This window comes from Parageobacillus sp. G301 (assembly GCF_030268025.1).
In the GTDB taxonomy this organism is placed as follows: Bacteria; Bacillota; Bacilli; order Bacillales; family Anoxybacillaceae; genus Parageobacillus_B; species Parageobacillus_B toebii.
In genome coordinates this window covers 663,527-683,481 of sequence record NZ_BSDB01000002.1, presented here as the reverse complement: position 1 = coordinate 683,481, position 19,955 = coordinate 663,527, and the positions used below count along the sequence as shown (strand labels likewise).

The window sequence follows — 19,955 nt, the reverse complement described above, 5'->3', positions numbered from 1 at the left end:
CCCTGTTTTTAATTAAAATCTCTGTTAAAGAATGTGGTTGATTTTCTTGTTTAACAGGCAGTTTTCTTGAAGAAGGATATCAAGTTTGTAGGGAGAACTGCCCTTAGGGGATTGGTTTTTATGTGTACATAATGTGTTGACTGCTGACGGTAGTGTAATAAACAAGAAGATGTAGCAGTTATTCACCTTCTAACGGCTCCCTCTACTATCTTAAAAGAAGTTTATATTAGGTCTGAAAATTATCTAAACCCAGGCAATCTGAAAGGTTACGTTTAGCATAACATTAGAAGATGCAAAAAACAAATGAGACGAGGGAATTTCCCTCATCTCATTTTATTGTTGAAAAACAACAGAATACTTCTTTAAATGGTACATTTTTTACAATCATTATTAAAAAAGTATTCATTTCTGCAAGTAATGCATAAAACCAACCTTCTAAATCGGAGAAAAAAGAATTGGCGACTAATTGAGGTGGAAATTCATAACCTGTGAAACTTTTTTCTCCGTTTTTGATTTTTGCCATTATTCTCTTATTGCCATCAAAAACAATAAAAGGATGTGGAACAGCAAACATACGAGCAAAAAACGGCAAACGGTTGTCATTAACCTTCCCTGCATTATATATTGTTTCATCGTCCAGAAAAAATTCAGAGGGACTTAATGTAATTTTGTTAAGATTATGAACCAAAGTGAAACCCTTCATTTTTTCTATATCAAAATGGAATAAAAAAGTACCTCCATCTAATGAGTTAAATTTATAAACAAACATTTCATTTCACTATTTAAATTGCTTAGGATTAGCCTTAACCCTTTCAAGCAATGGATTGGTACCAGGATGCTCTTTTATATACTCTTTAACATACTTATCCTGTTCGAATAAAATATGTAGCCAACGAATCTTCCACTCTTGAACAAAAGGAAGCTGTTGCAAAACCGAATTATGAACAGAATATTCAATAAACCTTTTGAAATTAAATTCATGATATTGAATTGGTTCTGATGGAGTGAATTTATAAGGCAAGATGTTTCCTCCCAATATTTATAACATAAACAAAACGGATTAAGACAGAGTAAGAATTAACCTTTTTTAAATTTGTTGAATTTGCCTAATTATATTAAATACCTCTTTAAATCCAGATAAATCCATATCTCTGAAATTTTCGTGCTTATAATATACATAATTCGCAAAATTATTCTTTGAAAGCGCAAGACTTCTATCATGCTCATCAAATACATCTGTATCTATAATTTTTGAATTATTTTCTTCAGTTTTACCAGCAATTTTATTTACATTAGCTACGCTAATATTCGGATATTTTTTATGTCTTCCTGACCTCTCTTTAAATTCAGAGGTTAAAAATATTCTTCTACCTTCCTCATCTGTCCTTAGCAAATCTTCATCTTTATACAAGAATTCTATAGAAATTCCTTGGTGCCCCCTTCTATGGTCTGGAATTGGGATACTAAACGCAAAGACATTATTTCCAAACTCTTTATAAGTATGTTTAGAAAGCTTTTTTCCGTAACCCTCATCTCTATCAAAAATTCCTATAATTTTTTTAACATTAGGTACTTTAGCAAATTCATTTAACAATCTATATAATTCCGAATCAGACATATTAATGTCTTCATACTCTAAAAAGTCTATATCTAAATCTAAGAACTCGCCTTTTTCCCTAAATGTGTTATAAGCATTTTTCAGATGTTTCCAGTCTGTTTTTCCCTCTGTTATTACTAAAGTTTTTGTTACAGATTTGAATTCCTCTTGAACTCTATTATAGTTTTCTTTTAATTCTTCATATCCTTGCACAAATATATTATAGGCCTGTTGAATTTCACTGAAATCACCAACAGAAATAGACTCACCTTCAGGCATACTAACTAATTGCCAGTTATCATCATAAACCTCTTGCATCCCCAAAAGAAGGAAAGGAGAATGGGTAGTAAAGATAAATTGAACATTAGGGAACTTTTTTAGCAATTGAGGCAAGACTTCTTTTGCATATTCAATGTGAAGGTTCAAGTCTATTTCATCTATTAAAACGATGCCTTTAACATCTTCTAAGCTATTTACACTACTATTACTTAATTCATCATATTCCTTTAGAAGTGTTCCAAATAAAGAAATTAACATTGCTTCCCCAGATGATAAATGAGAAAAAGTTGGTGCAACTTCCACCTCATTACCATCTTTTTCTTTTATCAAAATAGATATTCTCCTATCCTCCTTTTGCCCTACACCTAACCTGGCATATTCAATATTTTTATATTTTACTCGATATATAATCGTTAAAAGTTCATTGAGTAATTCATTAAGGATAGTGTTTTTTCCCCTCATACTCATAATTTCTGTGCCCAATCTAATTGTTCCGTCATTATCAATAATTCTCACGGTGTTTGTAATACTCTCGTAAATATATTTATCCAACAATAAATCTAATATCCACTGCTCTATTTCTCTAATAACATTCTCTTTAATTAAAGATTTGTCACTTCTTCCAATTATCTTATTTCTTATATTAAAACCAATTCTACCATTTTCCTTGTTATACCAGGATGGTTCATAATAACGATGAACAGGAAAATATAACAAAATATTTTCTTCTAATTCTCCTTGTATTTCTTGTCCAGATATCCCCCTATAAAATCCATTCTCTAATAGCTTTTGGTCAGAAAAATTTATATATGGAAAATCAGTCTCTTGATACTGATGCCTAAAGGAAGCAGGGTCTTTAGTCATAAAGTCACTATAAACGAATTTTTTTCCATTATTAATGTAGTTTAATCTGACATAGCTATATAAAGCTCCATTGCTAATGTAACTTTTTTGTCCCAAGCGGTAATAGTTATCCCCTTTTACTTCCATAAGTTCTGTGTATTTTTTTCTTTTTAATTCAACCATACTATCTACTAAATGGCTTAATAATATGGTTTTTCCCGAACCATTCTTTCCAACTATCACGACTGGCTTGGGCGAACCGTTTTCTCTGAATTCAGGAATGATAGTTAAGTTTCTAATTGGCCCATAATTTTGTATTTTAATCTCATTTATATACACGATTATCTACCATCCTTTAAAGATTGCTTACAAATTCATACAACAATTATATAACAAAAATTACCTTATATAAAAGTTGTCTCTCGTTTAGCTAATAATGCTTCTTAAATTTCTCTAAATAACAACTAACTATATAGCAACACTGCTGAGTTAATAAAATTAGGGTATTGGATAAAACCAATACCCTCTCAATTTGTTTTACCTTCCCCTATACTTACTTCACACTAACCCGCTCCGTTAGCCGACCATGAAGCGAACTTCACCACAGATGATAGAAGTTAATTCGTTCTTCTATGGGGGTAAACAAGAGAATCAGCAGCATTCTTTAACAGAGGAGCCTAACATAAAAGGTCAACCAGTTATATTTGGTCATTCAACAATACCCACCTCATGTGGTCTTCCCACTTCCCGTTCATTTTTAGAAGTTTTTTGCTATTCCTTCATTTTCGAATCCTAATTTTTTTACGACTCGAATAGAAGCTTCATTTCTGGGCATAATTGGGGCTTCAATTCGATGAAGTTGATATTCGTTGAATATAATCTCGATACCTTTTTGTAGGGCTTCTGTTATGTATCCCTTATTTATCTCATCTTTATCCAACCTATGCCCCAAAATACATGATTGTAAAATACTTCTAACAATATTACTAAAGCTGATGCAACCAATGGTTTTAGAAAAATCTTTGTCATCCTTATGAAACAACCATAACTTAAGAATGCTTCCTGATTTGGTTAGTTCGATATCTTTCTTTAATCTTTCAGATTGATATTCTAATGTAAAAAAATTCTCTGGTCTTTCTGCCTCCCATTCCTTCAAGAAATATTTATTCCTTTGGTAATAATTTAATACTGTCAAAGCAAATGTTTCATCTAATTCCCTTAATATTAAACGGTTCGTTTCATACAACCTCATCAAAATTTCTCCCCCTTGAATTACTTCAGTAATTATACGATTATTTCCATTTTTTGCATTTTTTCTTAAACTAAACTGCCCCCCGTTAGCCAACCATGCATCGCTTCGCGGCACCACAGATTAAGGCAAAAATTCTGTTCTTCTATGAGAAGTTTAATAAGAATTTTCAATATGAAAAACTTTAACCTTATACCAAATATCTTTCCAGTTCTTTTTCGTTATCCGTTCTTCGTAAATCTGTGATAGTTCTTTTGATTCTTTAAAATAGGGTGTCGGTTTTACTTCCAAGTTAATCACATCATCTACTCCCCAAGGAGCAACCAAGATGATGTCATCCCTTTCATCTAATTTTACACCTAAAGATGTTGCTGTTTCTGGAAACTTTGATATAGCATCTACGGAAGATGAATAAGGAGGAATGTTATTGACAACGTGCATTCTTGCCTCATTTTTCACTGACCAAGGAATGTTAGGAAGGATATTTCTTAACCTCATTTCGAACTTCTTTTCTTCTAATTCATCCGTATTGGTATCATCAAAATAGATAACATCAATATCTGGAATAGGAGTTCTTTCTTTAAAACCATGTAACGTATCCCATATTTTCGAACGAACAAATCCGGCACAGACCCACCAATCAGGTAAATTCAACGACTTTACTGCTCTTAATATATCCATCATCCACTCGTCTTCTTTAATCAGTTGAATGATATCTTTGTCATTTTTGATAATCATCAGTTAATTTCCTCCAATCGAACGTATATCCCTACTATTACACAAAACACAAAATATAGGATTTTTTTCCACTAAACTACCTTTTACTTCAACAAAAAAGCATTACTTCCTGCTTGTTGAAGTAATGCTTCCGTTAGTTTAATTATTTAAATAGCCTCAGGACAGTGTTTTATAAATTTTTTACGCCATCTATTATATACGATTTTAGTTATATCTCCGTAAGGATTATTTGTAATAAATTTTCTTACACAAAGAAGTTTATAATCTTAATTCACTAAGCGTCTCTTAAATAGCCTCTTGAAGTGGCTCGAGAGACTCTGCTAAATCATTGATGTAGTCAACAATTCAAAGCATGTTTGGAAGATTCTTTTTTTGCTTTCTTTTCCCTGTACATATTCTTATCCGCTTGAGCAAACAACTCATTCATATTTCCGATGGAAGTGTTGCTGAAAGCAATTCCTGCCGACATCTTGATTTTTATGTTTGTGCTCTGTTCATTATATTTATGTATTTCTCTTGAAATATCTGCTAATAATTTTTCTACTTCTTCCTTATTCGTATCAGCCACAAGTATTGCAAACTCATCTCCACCTATTCTTGCCACAATTGTCTTTTCCGAAGAAAACTTATTTAAAACCTTAGCTGCCTCTTTTATTAAAGCGTCTCCTTCTTTGTGTCCAAAGTTATCATTCATATATTTTAGTTCATCTAAATCGCACAAAATAATTCCCACAGAAGTATCTACCTGCTTGTCAAACTTGTCCATTTGTTTTTGAAAGAATTCTCGGTTATAAATATGCGTCAAAGAGTCATGATGAATCCTATATTCCAAATCCTGCTGAAGTTTTATTTTTTCATCGATATTTCTAAGTACCCCTTGAATGGCTACCAACTCACCATTTTCATAGATAGGCGTAGTATATTCCTCAAACCATCTATAGTTCCCATCTTTATCTCGCCAACGTTGAACAATGGGTTGATTGTAATCTATTTCCCCAATAATCTTTTTGTGTAGTATATCATAATAATCTGGATGAATACTTTTGTATACACGGTCCGGGTCTTTATAGTTTCTTTGAACCGCATCCTCTCCAAAAAAAACATTAAGGGACGGACTAAGATATTTAAACTGCCGCTCTGGCTTAACTTGATAGTAATAAAGGATATCCTTAGTATTTTCTACTACCTTAACAAGTCGTTCTTGATTTTCTATAAGTTCTTTCTTTTGATTATTCCACCTCCTATGTAAATAAAGGGTAAACAACAGTGAAATGCAAATACCTGCCATTAATCCTATAAAGAATTGAATACTCATCATGCTTTGACCTTCTCCATATATTACCCTTTCATTCCAAATATTATATAAAAATGATACAAAAGACAATTATTAATGACAATTAGATGTATTTTAATGTATTTTATATCCTTTTTCCCCTTAAAAATAGATAAGAAATTTGAAATCAAAATTTTGAATCGAACCTGCTTGTGTAATCAAAAAGACCTTCCCTGAATAGACATGTTTCCTGCACTATTCTCCTGCTTTTTTCTCCCTTTAATCCTTTGATTTATCAGGCTTTACCTCAATCTTTTTCCTCCAAAAACAAAAAAGCACGAGTGGAATCGGGCATATTACTCGATTTTCACCCATGCTTAAGGAATAACTTTATTTTACTGGAAATAAGTTTTTTTACTCAAAGAATAGTTTTTTTGATGGATAACACAGAATAGAAGCAAGAAGTTAGATTCTAATTCCAATAAAGTTTATTTATTCTCCTCAAACGCATAAATTATTGTTTCAATATCTGAATACGCTTTTTCTGGCATCTCACTCCAAAAATTTTTTGTAGCCTCTAAATAATCATTTAAATCTTTTTCTTTTACCTGGAGTGAATAAGAATCTAATAAAACAGCCCCAGCAAATTGTAATGTATCTGTTCCTTTAATTACATCATACTCAAAGAAGTCTGGTCTAATTTTTCTTAACTTTTTAGCTGAGACTCCATCTCCATGTTTAATCGTATTCACTAATAACCTCAGTTCTTTAATTTTCTTCCAAGATTTTGTATTATCAAATCTTACTCCATGCAATTCAAATATTTTCTTAGCCTCACCAAAACACAAAGCCCTATAATTAAATTCTAAATAGTGTTCCATTTCTTGGATAGTAAATTTTATTAACTGTTGCTCCCAAATTTGATAAAGCATTGATATTGTCATTAATAAGTGGTTAGACTTCATAGTTTTTAATGTATCGTAAAATTCCATTCCTTCTTCGTTTGCCGACTCTGCTACAGAGAACAAATCTGTGTATTCGTCAACAGGATAGCTACTGTATAATGAATGAGCATAATCATATGCTTCTTTTTCAATATTATCAAATATCGGTTTTGTTCTATTAAAATAATCTTCAACCATCGACAATTCTTTCTTGAACTTCTCCATCAAGGGCTTCCAAAAATATAATAGAGTTTTCTCCAACTTTTACTCCTCCTCTTTATAAGAAACTCTCTCATAAATCCAATAATATAGCCTTGAATGTATGTAATCTATTTCATTCTGCATATGAATAAAATCAATTCCAAAACTTTCTTTACCGTTTCCATATGTATAATCTTCTAAATCCTTATTAAATGGATATCTAAAAGTCATAGAACTATCATCTGTATTATGTAATTCTAATATTAACTGCCCAATTTTTTCCAGTTCATTCTTTTCCTTTTGACCTTTTACAAAATTATAATTAGCCCTAACTTCGTTGTTCACTCTTGTCCATAAACTTTCTAAATTATGACCATTAAGTTTTTCTTTGATTATATCAATACTCATACCACTATTAAGATAGATTTTGTATAAGATTGCTTTCAAGCATAATTCAATTGAATGTCTATACAAGAATAGTGCAGGATTAATTATGCTATCAACAACATGCCCACGATTTTCTCCAACTGAGTTAATTAGTTTGTCAGCTGATTCTTTAAACTGTACTGAATATAATGCAAATTGTTCATCAAAATTTCTAAAAGATTTTTGCCAGTTCGGATATGCATTCTTATAAATATCACTATTTGTGGTAAAAATCATATATTTCTCCCCCTTTAATAAACACAAAAATTAAAATTTCAAAATATTTTAAATTTGTTATATGTTATTATTTGTTATTATAAAATAAGTATGGAGGATATCCTTAAAAGCTAACAAATTCTTTCAAATATTTTAGATAAATTTGGAGGAGTAGTCATGCCAAATACAGATTGGACAAAGCTCAGTTCTTTACAATTAGGAAGATATGCTGAATATTTTGCAAAAATGGAGTTTGCTTCGTATGGATTAGAAGTCTATACGACAGAAGTAGACGACCACGGTGTCGATTTTATCGTTAAAGATAAAAACGGTCGGTTTTGTGAAATACAAGTAAAGTCGTTAAGAGGAAAAGGCTATGTCTTTATACCAAAGAGCAAGTTCGATATAACTAATAAAAATTTGTATCTAACTCTATTAATTTTTGAAGTTGGGAAAATGCCAGACATATTTCTGATACCAGCAAGAGCTTGGGAAGTGCCCAATGAAGTATTTGTAGATAGAAATTATGATAAACCAGGACAAAAAAGCTCACCTGAATACGGTATTAACATATCGCAAAAGAACTATCCTATCCTTGAAATTTTTAGATTTGAGGATTCCATAAAAGAGTTTATTGAAATTGCTCCCCCTATTAAAGATATAAAGTGGGGCTGAGCCCCCCCTAATATGTTACTTTCTTTCAGAAAGAAGATTATTTATAATCCAATCACAGACCGATGCCGGTGGGAGACATGGCATTTTCCATATCAAAAGACAATCAAAATGTGTTATCTATTCTCAACAGCAAAACAAAAAAAGAATGTAAGAGTGTTAGGTAAACGAAAAATTGTCCATATAAAGCCACGAACCGTTTTTTCAGTTCTTACGGAATCAAAAACCTACCCAACGGCCTGAAACAAGAAACAAAAAAAGCCTTGCAAATTCTGCAAAGGCTCGATAGTCAACTTTATGAATTGGTTTCTTTCTTAATAGTTTTTTTAGTTTCTAAAAATTGTTTCATCTCTTCTTCGTTAAGTTCAGAAGGGGTAATGTTTCTTTCTTTGCAAAAATTCCATAATGCTCGTACTTTTATTTTTTGACTATTTGGAACAGCATATACTCCGTCTTCAAAGTCATCATCGAACTCGTTCATTTTCCACACCCTTTCGCCTCCATTACCATCTTAATAAATTTTAAAATGTGTTATTAAGCCCTTTTTGGGCTTTCTTTTTATTTGTTCAGTAAATAATAGAAAACTACCCCAAAGCTCGGTCAAAACAGGAAGAGTAGTTGGCCCCGTAAATAACCCTTTGAGAATGAACCAAACCAACAAGGTTTGTTTATCCGTATTTAATAATGGATAGAAAGAACAAGAAAAAAGCCTTTAATTTCATTAAGCGACCATATAATACCACTTTTCATGATTCAGTGGATAGGTAAGATATTGAAAAGAATAGGTCACTCTTTACATGATAAACACTTGTATATAGTACGCTCCTATAAACTCTATCCCAATCATCAACAAGTCCCCCATGACTTCTACCAGCCTTTCTTGAATCCACTCTTTGTCACTAAATTTATTCATCCATCTTTCATTTTTATTTTTCTCCTTATTCCCTTCCACCTTTCCTCTCCTCATCTATCAAGTAATAATCTACTCGATTGACAATATCGATAAAGTTCATTTCCTTTGTGTTTAAGGGTTCATAAATTTCATTTATCACTCCAGCTTTTTTAAGTTCGATGGAAACAACATGTATCCATTTCTCATAAATATTAACTAACATTCTCGGTTCTGTACTCCTAAAATATTGCTCCATACCATATCTCCCATAAATATCACGAATAATTGCTCGAACAACGGATACAGCAAGTTTTTCATTCATAAATAACCTCTCCTTTTGAATTAGATTTTCATTTCTAAAGAAAGCTATAAGTTCAATACGGGCTTTTCCAACAACTTTTTACTTAATCCCCCTTTCAATACAGTTAGGAAATAAACACAATTAAAAACGCCCAGTCTTATGACTGAGCGTTGACTCTATACAATATGGACTTTTGTTATGAACACAAAAAGTCTTCATGTTGTTTCCCATCCTTATTTCCAATAAATGTTGTCCTTTTTATCATCTTCATCCATTTCATAATCTTCGATAACCCTTAAAACATCATGAAGCATGTATACTTTTAAACATTCTCCTCTTCCAATTAAAATCTCATCCATATCTTGCGGCGATAAGTCATCGTAATCCAAATCAAGGTCCTTAGTCTCTTCTTTAGTCATTTACTCATAAGCATCAGATAAAAAACTTTCTAACGCTTCCTCATCTTCAAAGCCTTTTACCTCTTCATTCGGTAATGATTACAATAAACTCATTTACGATTTATTTTCCTAACATTATGATATCTACTTTTCACATATATAAATTGTAATGATTTTCTTTACTCTAAACAAGATTAAATCTTTATCCTTATCCTGTTCTCGCCACTATTCATATACTGCACAAGATGAGATTAAATTTTCCGCCCACTCAACCACTTCAGGTTTATCGCTGATATAAAGCTCTTGGTCACCTCTTCCATTTATTTGCATTTCTACATTCCCATTCTGAAGAATTTCCCACTTTTTTATACCACAAGTAAAATTCTCATGCTCTCCCTGAAAACAAGGTGGGAGCTCCCAAAGAGACCGTTTTTTAGCTCCTTCTTTTGTCAGAACAAGTCGTTTATCATATCTAAAACATCCCCACCCTTGTTTCTGAGGAGATTTTGAAAAACTTTTCGTTGCCATGTAAATTGCATTTCTTTGTGTTCCGTACTCTTCTCTTTCCTTTATATGTGGGTGATATTTCATCCAGTCAGGAACAGAAGCTCCTGCTTGTATGTTAAATACACAATCTACTTCTAAGTACCCAAAAATAGCATGTATATCAGGAGCATCGGGGCAATATTGATAAACACCATTAATTCGTCTTACCTCTTTAAACCAACCAAAAAATAAGAAAATATCCCCTTTTCCAACTTGCCGATTATGTAATGTTCCTTGTGACGGTCCACTTTGTCCAAACAATCCCCGCCACCCCTCTGGGCGATTTGGTATAATGGACTTTCTTATATCAGGGTCCACATGGGCTTCTGAATATAGCTTTATCCCTAAATCCTTCATAACTTTTAAATAACTTTCAGTTGGAGAGAATATCAAATTTTTGTAAAAATCACCTGAATCAGCTCTGGGAATCGGCAACGAAACCAATTTACCATCTATTATTGGACTTGCTTTTCCTCCCGTTGTCCCGTCAAAACCTTTTCTGCTTAAAATTACTTTTCTTCCCACGGTCCTCTCTCCCTCTAAAGTATTAACCAATGTATTAAAGTAGTCTTAGACCTATTTTTCAATATAATATTTAAGAAGGAACATCTATCCAGGATTAAACCCTTTTTAGACGGAAAACCCTATACAAATTTATGCATTTATACTAAAGCAATAATGCTTTACTTAAATATTCCTGCCAATAGTTCTCGCCATCACCTTCGATGTCATGAAGCCAGAAGTACATCATAAGGATTTCAAGTTCTTGCTTTTTTCCTTTGATAAACGTCTTATTGGATACTCTCCGATAAAGAGAATCAAGGTTAAACAAATTGTGTTTCTTCTCTATATCATACTCATATTCCCGCCAACCATCTTTATTCTTTCTTCTGTGTTTAGCTGGCCACATATCTTTATTTTCATAAAATCGATGAACCCAATCAAAAGCAAACGCCAAAACATTGACTTGGTATTTTGTCCATGTCTCCTCAATCCATTCATTTATTTCTTTTGAAATAAAAATTGTATTAAACTCTTTTGAAGGTTGACTTTGAATTCGATGATAATTTTGGATAAACAAGAATAACATTTCCGTTTGATTTTTCAAAAAAGGATATTGCTTTACAAGATGAGCATAACATTCGTATGACACACTTCTGAACTCTTGGTCTGTGTTATAGAGGAGAAAAAGCTCGTCTTTTTTAAGGAAGTTAATGATGGAACGATTGATTTGTTTATCGTACTCTGCATAAATGTTAATCAACCATTCTTGAATCTCTGGCTCATATAGCCGCAACTGCTTTCTATATTTTTCGAGCCTTTCATTATTTAAAGCTGTCTGCTCTTCCACCTTTGTAATATCCAAATACCGATTAAAATACTCAAAAACATATCCCACACATGTTTGCAAGTTTTCCATTCTTGATTCCTTATCAAACTCATTGATACCGTCTTCTCTTTTTCTTCGGGCAATATATTCCTCAAGTGAAAGCATCGTTTCACCTCTTCAGCATTTTAAATAATCGATTTTTTACTTATTATACCAAATGAAACAAAAACATCATTTCTACATTTGAATTCTTTGCACAAACAATAAAAAAGACCGAAGTAATACGAACGGTTGCTTTACTTTAATAAAGAGTAGAGCCTTTTTTCTTATTCAAGTAATGGGAGTATGAATGTTTAATAAGCTATAATGTTTAAGTGATGATTATATGGTAGGTGTAAGGTATATGGGTGAAAACAAATATTATTGCCCGTGTTGTGGTTACAAAACTTTATCCGAAGAACGTAGCTGGGGCATTTGTGAAATCTGTTTTTGGGAAGATGACCCTATTCAATTTGAAGACCCTGATTACGAGGGCGGTGCAAATGTACAGTCTTTAAGGCAATATCAGAAGGAATTTTTAATGGGGCGTGTTAATCGTAGCCCTACAGATAAGGATGAACGTGACCCTAATTGGAAACCACTCTCCGAGAAATAATCCTTTTTGTACTAAGGATGCGATAGTTGAATAAGACATACAAAAAAGACCGATTTTAAATCGGTCTCTTTCTTTGGTCTGAAAATCAACAATGAAATTTAACAGGCACAAGATAAAAAGTATTAAATAAAAAATGTCTTTATAAGAATACCTTTTTAACTACAGATTTATTGCTCCAATTGCCGTTTTAATTCTTCAATTTTTTCTTTTGCAATTTTTGTTTCTTCCGCAATAAAATCAATTTCATTTAGATGTTTTTTCTACTTCTTTATATTATAATAATTCTGCTTTTCGCTTCATTTCTTCTCTATTTGGATTTGTATAGATTAATGTCGTTTTTATATCTCTATGCCCTGCCTGGTTCGCTACTTCATGAACGGAATAACCCATTTCCAAACAATGGGTAACATAAAAGTGGCGTAACATGTGAGGCGTTATAATGTTACTGTACTTCTTAAAATGTTTGTTTATTACAGTTCGGTCCACCTTATCACTTTCCCTCGAAACAAAGAGATATTCACTATTAGATTGTCTAACCTTTAAATATCCTCTTATTGCATTGATAATTTTGCTGTTCAGATAAACAATTCTTTGTTTATCTCCCTTACCTCTTCTTACAACAAGCTCTTTGGCTTCTAAACTATAATCTGAGAGCTTGATATTTAATGCCTCGCTAATTCGGAGGCCAGCATAGGCAAGTATAGTTACTAAAGCATATAATCTTTTATCACCAGCTTCAAGGATTTTTTGCCTAAACCGTTCCACATCATTTTTTGTAATTATGCAAGGATTAGCATAATCTATTTGCACTTTTACAAAATCAGACTTGTTAAGAACAATTTCTGACTGAATACCTTCGCTTATCAAGAATTTATTAAAGCTATACAAGGCACTTAACTTACCATTAACGGTTTTGCCATTCAAGTTTTTCCCTCTATGCTTTTTTACGTTCAGCAAATAGGATTTATATTCCAACACATTTTCACGATACAATTTTTTACATTCCAAATCATAGGTTTCTTGAAACCATTTTAAATATTCCTGAACATTTAGTAGATATGTTTTTATTGTATTTTCACTTTTTCCTTCTTTGGAAAGATAATCTATAAATTTCTCACTATAACCACTCAAGAACCTATCAATCCTTTCCAGTTCCAGAGTTCTGTTGCATTGTTTTTGTTAAAATAGTACGGAATTTCTGTAGCACTGGTGAATTTTACCATAACTTCAGAACCAGCTAAGTGCAACACAAATCTCATTATGTTGCATTTAATGCAAACATCTAATAATTTTGGTTCTTCACCATTTTCCATGATTTTCAGTTTTTTCGTTTGCCTAATCCTTGCGTGACTGCAGACGTTTATCAATGTTTTTCATGTTAACCACAAAATATGGTAATGAACCCTTTCTAATGGCTGCTAAGGAATGGGGATTCATAGAGCCCCCATCCATTGGTCACTTTTTATTCATTCTTATTCTGTTTTCAATTCTTTTACTTAGTTTGTAACTAATACTAAATGCAACTGTGCAAAAGACTAAAACTATTCCCGTTAGTAGCCCACTCAAAAATGATGCATCCTTGGTTACAAAGTCACTAATGTCAATAACTATAGTAAGAATGATTAGAACAAATAATTTCGTTCTATAACTTTTTAATATTTTTAGCTTTGTGCTATCATCTTCCATACTTTTATTCAAAAATTTATTCCATCCACACTTAGCATTCATTCATATGCCTCCTTTTTTATCATCTTGATTTACTATAGATAAATTTGTACCAATCTATTCTTTCGAGTTCTCTTACCTCCCTCTAATCTGATGGAACCCGCCACTAATCACCTCCCCATACTTTTTTGTCAACAATAAAAAAAGAAAGCCCAAAGTCGATAAAAAAACTTTTTTTAAATCAACTTGGGCTTTCTTATTACATGGCATATTTTAAAAATACTTTTCCAAATAAATAACTTTACACTTACTTAGAGATTTTCTCCTTATAAGGAGTCTTATCTAAAGAATACCTCTGATTTCATAGAATTACAATAAGAACTCTTAAAAATTAGAAAATCGTATTGGGATGAAGAGAAAAACTAATTTATTCTTCTCTTCACCCCAGTTTGTTTATTTAGTATTCAATATCAGCTCATTTAATTTTCTTCGGTAAACTTCTTTTATTAATTCTTCATCGCTAAATCTCGACAGTGGGTTTTCGGTAGTACTCTCTTTTACTTCTAATACTTTTTTAGCAAGGGGAAGCAGTTGCAACGCCCAGTCTTCGCCTATAAATGGACTTTTGTTAATTACTTTGATTCCATCATTATCAATTTTCACTAACCATACATGATTTACTCGATTTTTACGAGAGCCTTCAACAGAACACACAATATAATAACCAGGCTCAAATTCATATAATCCTTTTAAACATGCCTTTGAAACAAAATCACCCACATATTTGTAGCCTTTACTCTTTGTATCGTCAATTTCCGTTAACTTCTTTACCCATCCCCCATTGTAAAAATCAGCACCATATTTCTTCATGAAATCACTTAGATTAATAATCAATTTACATCCTCCTCGATATAATTTATTTCTACTTTATAAGAATCCCGAGTTCTCAAAACCATTAGTATCGATATTACTAATACGCTCTTTATCAAATAGTCGTCTTGATAACAGAAGTTTAGTTTCACTTAAGAGGAGATGCCCTTCTTTCTATAAAGGACACCACCCCCATTTGTGATTATTTTTGTCAAATTTATCATTTCATCTTTTCACCTATTGGGCGAAAAGACGAAATGAAACAAGATATTAAATATGCTAACTTTTTCAATGATTATTACCGATGGCTACGGATTCAAGTTTCATATTTTTGGCTTTTTGCTTAGTTTTAAACAACAATTATTTCCAATCAATAAAAGTCCCTTTGTTCCACAATTCATTAGTCGTAAAGTTATAAAACAGCTTGTCTATCCATCTATTATAATTAGTAGTAAACTGTTCATTTTTAATGTTTGCTTCCCATATACTGCAAAAATGATTTAGAAAATCTTGGCTAAGTCCTATCAGCCTTGCAACTACAAGTTTTTGATTAGTATATTCAATTGCATAAATAATTAAAGCGTTGGAACGGATTATAAATTTTATACCGTTTTTTGTATAAATCGTTGGGTCGAATGGAAACTCCATTGGCGGCAATGTTCCTATTCTCATTAACATCAAGATATAGTCATTTTCCTGTATATAGCGGAATTGGATAGCTCCATTTTTTATTTCCCTCTTCTCTTTTGATGAAATATTTTTCCAGTTAATCAACATAAACAAGGAACCGTCTTGCGTGTAATTTAGCGTAGTTCCTTCTCTCTTAAGAAATTTACCTGGCAATGGAACAACTTCTCCAACTTCAAATTTATAAAACATCCTTATCTCCTTTCTGATACTGTTTTAAATTATTTTTAAAAGTATTAGATTTTTGTTGAAATCGAGAATTGGCTCATTTTATTCCCTCCTTATGAAAAGTCTATGTATAAGGTTCTGCGAGATAGACACTTTAATCCCCATCTCGCCAAATCAATTAAGCAATAGAGTAAAACAAAGGATAAGAAATTAATGTTGCTATATCTTGTTTTCAATGTGCAAAAACAATGCAAAAAGGGCTGGATTACTTAATAGTGTGAAAATATAGGTCAATAATTGCTCAAAGGGTACAATAATCCCTTCGATACAAAACAAAGCATGACTATAGAATTGACCTATATAAAACCACACTACTAAGTAACCCAGCCCTATCTCTGGTTACTTAATCTATATAAAAACTCTACATATCAAAAACACATTAAACGAAAAATATTTAAATATCGACTATAGGAAAATTATATAAAACATATTTTTAAATTAATATGTCTAAGAAAATTTGTCAATAGTTATTTTAAAATTTTTTGCCAACTATCACACTAAGAAGTTCTGAGGACAATACGGGACTAATATTATGTCTTTATCCGTATTCCACAAAAGAGGATGTACATCTTATCAATTCATTGTAACCCCCTTTTTTATATAGTAAAAGAAGCTAATTAGCCTTAGGAGCGCAAAGTGATTTTATGATTTAGACTTATGTGCTTTCTTTTAAAATTTTCCTCATCAGCCGGATTATGATTTTACTGATTTCTATAGCCTCATTATCGAGTTCGGCGAATTTTTGTTCATCAATATAGCCGAGCCGTTTTGCAATTTCCAGCCAACCCCTAACCTCATCCAGTGAACATTTTGCATTGTCATAAAAACTGAGTTCTTTTTTTGGAAAGATGGTTCCGTTCCCTTCTGCTAAATTGGCCGATACCGAAGTGGCTGCTCTCAACAACTGGGATTTCAAATTATACTCCTCAAACTTCGGAAATTTTCTTGCAATCCCATAAAGAGAAACAGCAAAATTAACCGCTCGTTCCCAGACCTTTAATTGTTTAAAGTTCTTTATAACGATTTCGTCTTTTTTAACAGCGTTCTTCACAGTCTTACCTCCCTATTTTTATACGGTTTCACATAAATTTTCCAGTTGTTTTATTTCGTCTAATGCATCTTCCCCCAGCGCTTCTTTTGTACTAATTTCAAGGTGGATTCTGGCTTCCATCAATCGGAAGCGGATATCCTCAAGTTCCTCCACATTACTGCTGATAAAAGAACTCTGCAAGAACATTTCCTTCAAGTCCATTAATTTGCTTTTCAAATTCATCAGTTTCTGGACATCTTTATTTCTGTATAAAGAGTAAGTGAAAATTTCTCTTTCCATTTTTTCGATTTCTTGTTTGAGTTGTATAATTGTCAATTTGTCACCTCCATTTCTTGCCTACAGACTAATCTTATCTAATTTGTCCAGTATTGTAATCAGCAAAACAGTTCGACCTTGTTTTAGCTTTAGTCCAATAAAGCAACATATAAAGTGGTATTGTCTGTTCGATTATTGACTTCGAAGAAGAATAGATTTATGATTCAAAAATTCCTCAAAAAAGTTGTATTTAAATCTATTATTTGTATAGAGAAACTTAATAATTTAATACAACTTTTTTGACATTTCCTCATAATTTCAAATCTTCTATGGAAAGAAGACACAATTATATTAGAATCTACATACCTAATAAAAAACAACTGCTCTTGTAGAGAAGAAAATCAAAAAATAAAGTTGCATTGATAAATTAAAAAATTCCCTTCTAATAACCAGTTGCATTTTAAATACAAAACTGAGAACTATAATCACGCCCAAGGCGCATTATGGGAAAAACTATACTCCAGAAAGAGACTTTTTACACAGAAACATCTCTACCTCTGAAAGGAGGGAGAACTATAATCAAAGCCGTTGCTTTGTGCATTTCACTTAAGCTGTCTTCTGCACTATATAGTGTGCAAATAACCTAATATCGCCTCCACTCTAATTTTTTAATGGAAGCAGTAATGCATTAAATTCATCAATCACTTTAATAGTGGCAATTTAATAATGGAAATTTTGCTTGATTTCTTCTAAAACTCAATTCTTCCGAACGGTGCAGCTATTTTCTGTAAAAGTTTATACAATAATATGATTTATACACCACAATTACCTATGAACTTTAGCTTCACCCAGTCAATTACCACTCCCACAAATAGAAAAGGATGTCCCTTTCGACATCCTTTCTGCTTTATTTGAAAATAAGCTTCTGACCTTTATTCACGATATAATGGGTTTGCAAAAAAGAATGTTGTGACCTCAAAATCTTGGCAAAGTTAGATTTGTCTTTAATGCCTAACTTTTCCCGCAGTTCTTTTTTTCTCACGCTTGGAACGCCTGCTTCTTTATACTCCAAAAGTAGTTCTCGCAACTCCGTTATTTTTTGCTCGTACAACGTTTCTTTTCTCTTTGAGTTATCTTGTTCTTCTTTCTTTTTCGTTACATATATTTCTCGCTTTACATATTGGATGTTTTTGAATTGTTGAAGGACAATGTCAACAATATCTTGATTGTCGCAGAAAACATACATTTTTGCAGAATGGGAATTGTCGCGGCTAATTCTTTTTATCGCTTGATATATCTCACCCGCGACTGCATTTTTTCGAATGTTTTCTACTTCTTCATCTTTAAATATCTCGATATTTTCAGAAGGAAGCTTTTTTTGAAAATAAAAATAGGTAAGGGAATATGTCAAATAGTCAAAAAATGGGGTTTTCAGTATCACAACAGTATCGAAGTCCTTGTAGGTATTAACACCCACCAGATTTCCGAAGTAGTCGACTGCTATTTTGCAATTTAAGCGTTCTTCTATTTCTGATAAATTATCCCCGTAAGAAGCAAAATAGTATTCAATGCTTTTTTCTACATTTTTTTTGTTGTCTTTGTCCGTTACAAACAGAATGCCTTTCCTGCCTTCGATTGATATTTCACCAAGGACCGTTTGCATGAAATTTAAATACTTGGATAATCCCTTTTTGCTCGTATTAACGTTGTATTGATAAAATACCGAATGAGCGTAGTCATGAACTTTCTCTTGATTTTTCAAGATAAATTTGTCAGATAAACGATATCTGTAATCAAAATTAGCATTTGCATCTAAAATGATGTTATTATCTAACAGTACAAAATCATATGAAGCATCGTAAGTATGAAACTTTTTTTCAAAAAACAGTGCACCATTTTCAAGTATTTGCTGGAACTTTCTCAATAATTCTTTTTTCTCTTTATCCATTCGCATCTTTAAAAGCTGACGGATTGCTTTTTTGTACTTATCGTATTTTTCTGATTCAAAGGAAAGAGGAATCATTTTTTTATGTTGAATCGCATAGTATTTTTTTTCATATTCGTTTAGTTTATCCCTTAGAATATAAGCTAAGTCTTCTATTTCTTTATGCCTGTAGTCACAATAATCTGCCCACAAATGCATGATATCGTCGCGAGAAACTGTGATTTTTTCAAGTAAATCGGGATACTCGTCAATGATTAAAATGCCTCTTCCCTCTAATAAATCACGGTGTGTCCCTGAACATATTTGTTTGTACATGCGGTGTGTGATGCAAAGTATTTGTGCTTCTATTGCCTGCTCCCTTTTTTTTCTGCTTTTTATATCATCTTTTGCAAACCGTTCCGCAACTATTCTTCCTGCGTGTTCATTGATAGAACGAACCGTATTATCCAATTCCTGATTTCGTTCAAATAATTGTACATATAAGACCCTGTGGTCATGCGTTTTTGTCATTTCCCCCAAGATGCGCCGCGCCTCACGGCTTTTTCCTGTTCCCGCTTCGTGGTTAAAAATGATGAAATGCTTCTTATCCCATTTATTTGTATCGAGTATTTGCTCCCGCAGTTCTTTGAAATAATCTTGCTGAATAATGTTGTTCAATCATTGCTGCCTCCTTTTCTATATGTTGCCACATATA

The 19,955-nt window shown here is 32.3% G+C and carries 22 protein-coding genes and 1 pseudogene; 2 read left to right on the top strand and 21 right to left on the bottom strand.

The features are described from left to right. Positions 1-328: 328 nt before the first annotated feature. The 8 genes and pseudogenes from QSJ37_RS12195 to QSJ37_RS12160 all read right to left on the bottom strand — a co-directional run bounded on the left by QSJ37_RS12195 (position 329) and on the right by QSJ37_RS12160 (position 7,787). Positions 329-769 (bottom strand): hypothetical protein, encoded by a 441-nt coding sequence (locus QSJ37_RS12195; RefSeq protein ID WP_205424475.1) that lies wholly within the window; start codon positions 767-769, stop codon positions 329-331. Between the two features lie 9 nt (positions 770-778). Next, positions 779-1,021 carry a hypothetical protein gene (locus QSJ37_RS12190; RefSeq protein WP_190304852.1) on the bottom strand — a complete coding sequence of 81 codons (243 nt, stop codon included), beginning with the start codon at positions 1,019-1,021 and terminating at the stop codon, positions 779-781. A 66-nt stretch (positions 1,022-1,087) separates the two neighbouring features. Then, on the bottom strand, positions 1,088-3,058 hold the full coding sequence (locus tag QSJ37_RS12185) for an AAA family ATPase (RefSeq protein ID WP_285755389.1): 1,971 nt from the start codon (positions 3,056-3,058) through the stop codon (positions 1,088-1,090). Between the two features lie 359 nt (positions 3,059-3,417). Continuing rightward, positions 3,418-3,971 (bottom strand): annotated as a pseudogene (locus tag QSJ37_RS12180) (GNAT family N-acetyltransferase). 153 nt (positions 3,972-4,124) lie between these two features. Further along, a complete protein-coding gene (locus tag QSJ37_RS12175) occupies positions 4,125-4,706 on the bottom strand; it encodes a nucleotidyltransferase family protein (protein ID WP_285755388.1) in 582 nt (193 codons plus the stop codon). Between the two features lie 337 nt (positions 4,707-5,043). Continuing rightward, positions 5,044-6,024 carry a GGDEF domain-containing protein gene (locus QSJ37_RS12170; protein WP_285755387.1) on the bottom strand — a complete coding sequence of 327 codons (981 nt, stop codon included), beginning with the start codon at positions 6,022-6,024 and terminating at the stop codon, positions 5,044-5,046. Positions 6,025-6,467: 443 nt separating this feature from the next. After that, positions 6,468-7,184 carry a hypothetical protein gene (locus QSJ37_RS12165; protein WP_285755386.1) on the bottom strand — a complete coding sequence of 239 codons (717 nt, stop codon included), beginning with the start codon at positions 7,182-7,184 and terminating at the stop codon, positions 6,468-6,470. Positions 7,185-7,187: 3 nt separating this feature from the next. Further along, on the bottom strand, positions 7,188-7,787 hold the full coding sequence (locus QSJ37_RS12160; RefSeq protein WP_285755384.1) for a hypothetical protein: 600 nt from the start codon (positions 7,785-7,787) through the stop codon (positions 7,188-7,190). Between the two features lie 156 nt (positions 7,788-7,943). On the opposite strand from QSJ37_RS12160, the gene QSJ37_RS12155 reads away from it, so the two are divergent. Further along, a complete protein-coding gene (locus QSJ37_RS12155) occupies positions 7,944-8,441 on the top strand; it encodes a DUF4365 domain-containing protein (RefSeq protein WP_285755382.1) in 498 nt (165 codons plus the stop codon). Between the two features lie 292 nt (positions 8,442-8,733). On the opposite strand, the gene QSJ37_RS12150 is transcribed toward QSJ37_RS12155, so the two are convergent. The 6 genes from QSJ37_RS12150 to QSJ37_RS12125 form a co-directional block, all read right to left on the bottom strand. Further along, the gene (locus tag QSJ37_RS12150) at positions 8,734-8,919 is read right to left on the bottom strand and encodes a hypothetical protein (RefSeq protein WP_285755380.1); all 186 of its coding nucleotides are present in this window, start codon (positions 8,917-8,919) and stop codon (positions 8,734-8,736) included. A 312-nt stretch (positions 8,920-9,231) separates the two neighbouring features. Further along, a complete protein-coding gene (locus tag QSJ37_RS12145; protein ID WP_285755379.1) occupies positions 9,232-9,390 on the bottom strand; it encodes a hypothetical protein in 159 nt (52 codons plus the stop codon). Next, positions 9,377-9,652: a hypothetical protein gene (locus QSJ37_RS12140; RefSeq protein ID WP_285755378.1), complete on the bottom strand. Its 276-nt coding sequence runs from the start codon at positions 9,650-9,652 to the stop codon at positions 9,377-9,379. Before QSJ37_RS12140 ends, QSJ37_RS12145 begins: the two co-directional genes overlap by 14 nt. A gap of 212 nt (positions 9,653-9,864) precedes the next feature. Beyond that, positions 9,865-10,050, bottom strand: a complete 186-nt coding sequence (locus QSJ37_RS12135) for a hypothetical protein (protein ID WP_285755377.1) — start codon at positions 10,048-10,050, stop codon at positions 9,865-9,867. Between the two features lie 204 nt (positions 10,051-10,254). After that, a complete protein-coding gene (locus QSJ37_RS12130; protein WP_285755376.1) occupies positions 10,255-11,100 on the bottom strand; it encodes an Nmad3 family putative nucleotide modification protein in 846 nt (281 codons plus the stop codon). 142 nt (positions 11,101-11,242) lie between these two features. Then, a complete protein-coding gene (locus QSJ37_RS12125) occupies positions 11,243-12,070 on the bottom strand; it encodes a hypothetical protein (protein WP_285755375.1) in 828 nt (275 codons plus the stop codon). Positions 12,071-12,308: 238 nt separating this feature from the next. Here QSJ37_RS12125 and QSJ37_RS12120 point away from each other — a divergent pair, with 238 nt between their 5' ends. Continuing rightward, positions 12,309-12,560 (top strand): CPCC family cysteine-rich protein, encoded by a 252-nt coding sequence (locus QSJ37_RS12120; RefSeq protein ID WP_285755374.1) that lies wholly within the window; start codon positions 12,309-12,311, stop codon positions 12,558-12,560. Between the two features lie 273 nt (positions 12,561-12,833). On the opposite strand, the gene QSJ37_RS12115 is transcribed toward QSJ37_RS12120, so the two are convergent. The 7 genes from QSJ37_RS12115 to QSJ37_RS12085 all read right to left on the bottom strand — a co-directional run bounded on the left by QSJ37_RS12115 (position 12,834) and on the right by QSJ37_RS12085 (position 19,918). Next, a complete protein-coding gene (locus QSJ37_RS12115) occupies positions 12,834-13,691 on the bottom strand; it encodes a tyrosine-type recombinase/integrase (protein ID WP_285755372.1) in 858 nt (285 codons plus the stop codon). Positions 13,692-14,015: 324 nt separating this feature from the next. After that, complete coding sequence (locus QSJ37_RS12110) at positions 14,016-14,288, bottom strand: hypothetical protein (RefSeq protein WP_285755371.1); 273 nt, start codon at positions 14,286-14,288, stop codon at positions 14,016-14,018. Positions 14,289-14,678: 390 nt separating this feature from the next. Further along, the gene (locus QSJ37_RS12105) at positions 14,679-15,119 is read right to left on the bottom strand and encodes a hypothetical protein (protein ID WP_285755370.1); all 441 of its coding nucleotides are present in this window, start codon (positions 15,117-15,119) and stop codon (positions 14,679-14,681) included. Positions 15,120-15,455: 336 nt separating this feature from the next. Continuing rightward, positions 15,456-15,974: a hypothetical protein gene (locus QSJ37_RS12100; RefSeq protein WP_285755369.1), complete on the bottom strand. Its 519-nt coding sequence runs from the start codon at positions 15,972-15,974 to the stop codon at positions 15,456-15,458. 691 nt (positions 15,975-16,665) lie between these two features. Next, a complete protein-coding gene (locus QSJ37_RS12095) occupies positions 16,666-17,061 on the bottom strand; it encodes a four helix bundle protein (RefSeq protein WP_285755368.1) in 396 nt (131 codons plus the stop codon). An 18-nt stretch (positions 17,062-17,079) separates the two neighbouring features. Next, complete coding sequence (locus tag QSJ37_RS12090) at positions 17,080-17,376, bottom strand: hypothetical protein (protein ID WP_285755366.1); 297 nt, start codon at positions 17,374-17,376, stop codon at positions 17,080-17,082. Positions 17,377-18,223: 847 nt separating this feature from the next. Further along, entirely contained in the window at positions 18,224-19,918 is a 1,695-nt protein-coding gene (locus tag QSJ37_RS12085) for a hypothetical protein (RefSeq protein WP_285755365.1), read from the bottom strand. Positions 19,919-19,955 lie beyond the last annotated feature (37 nt).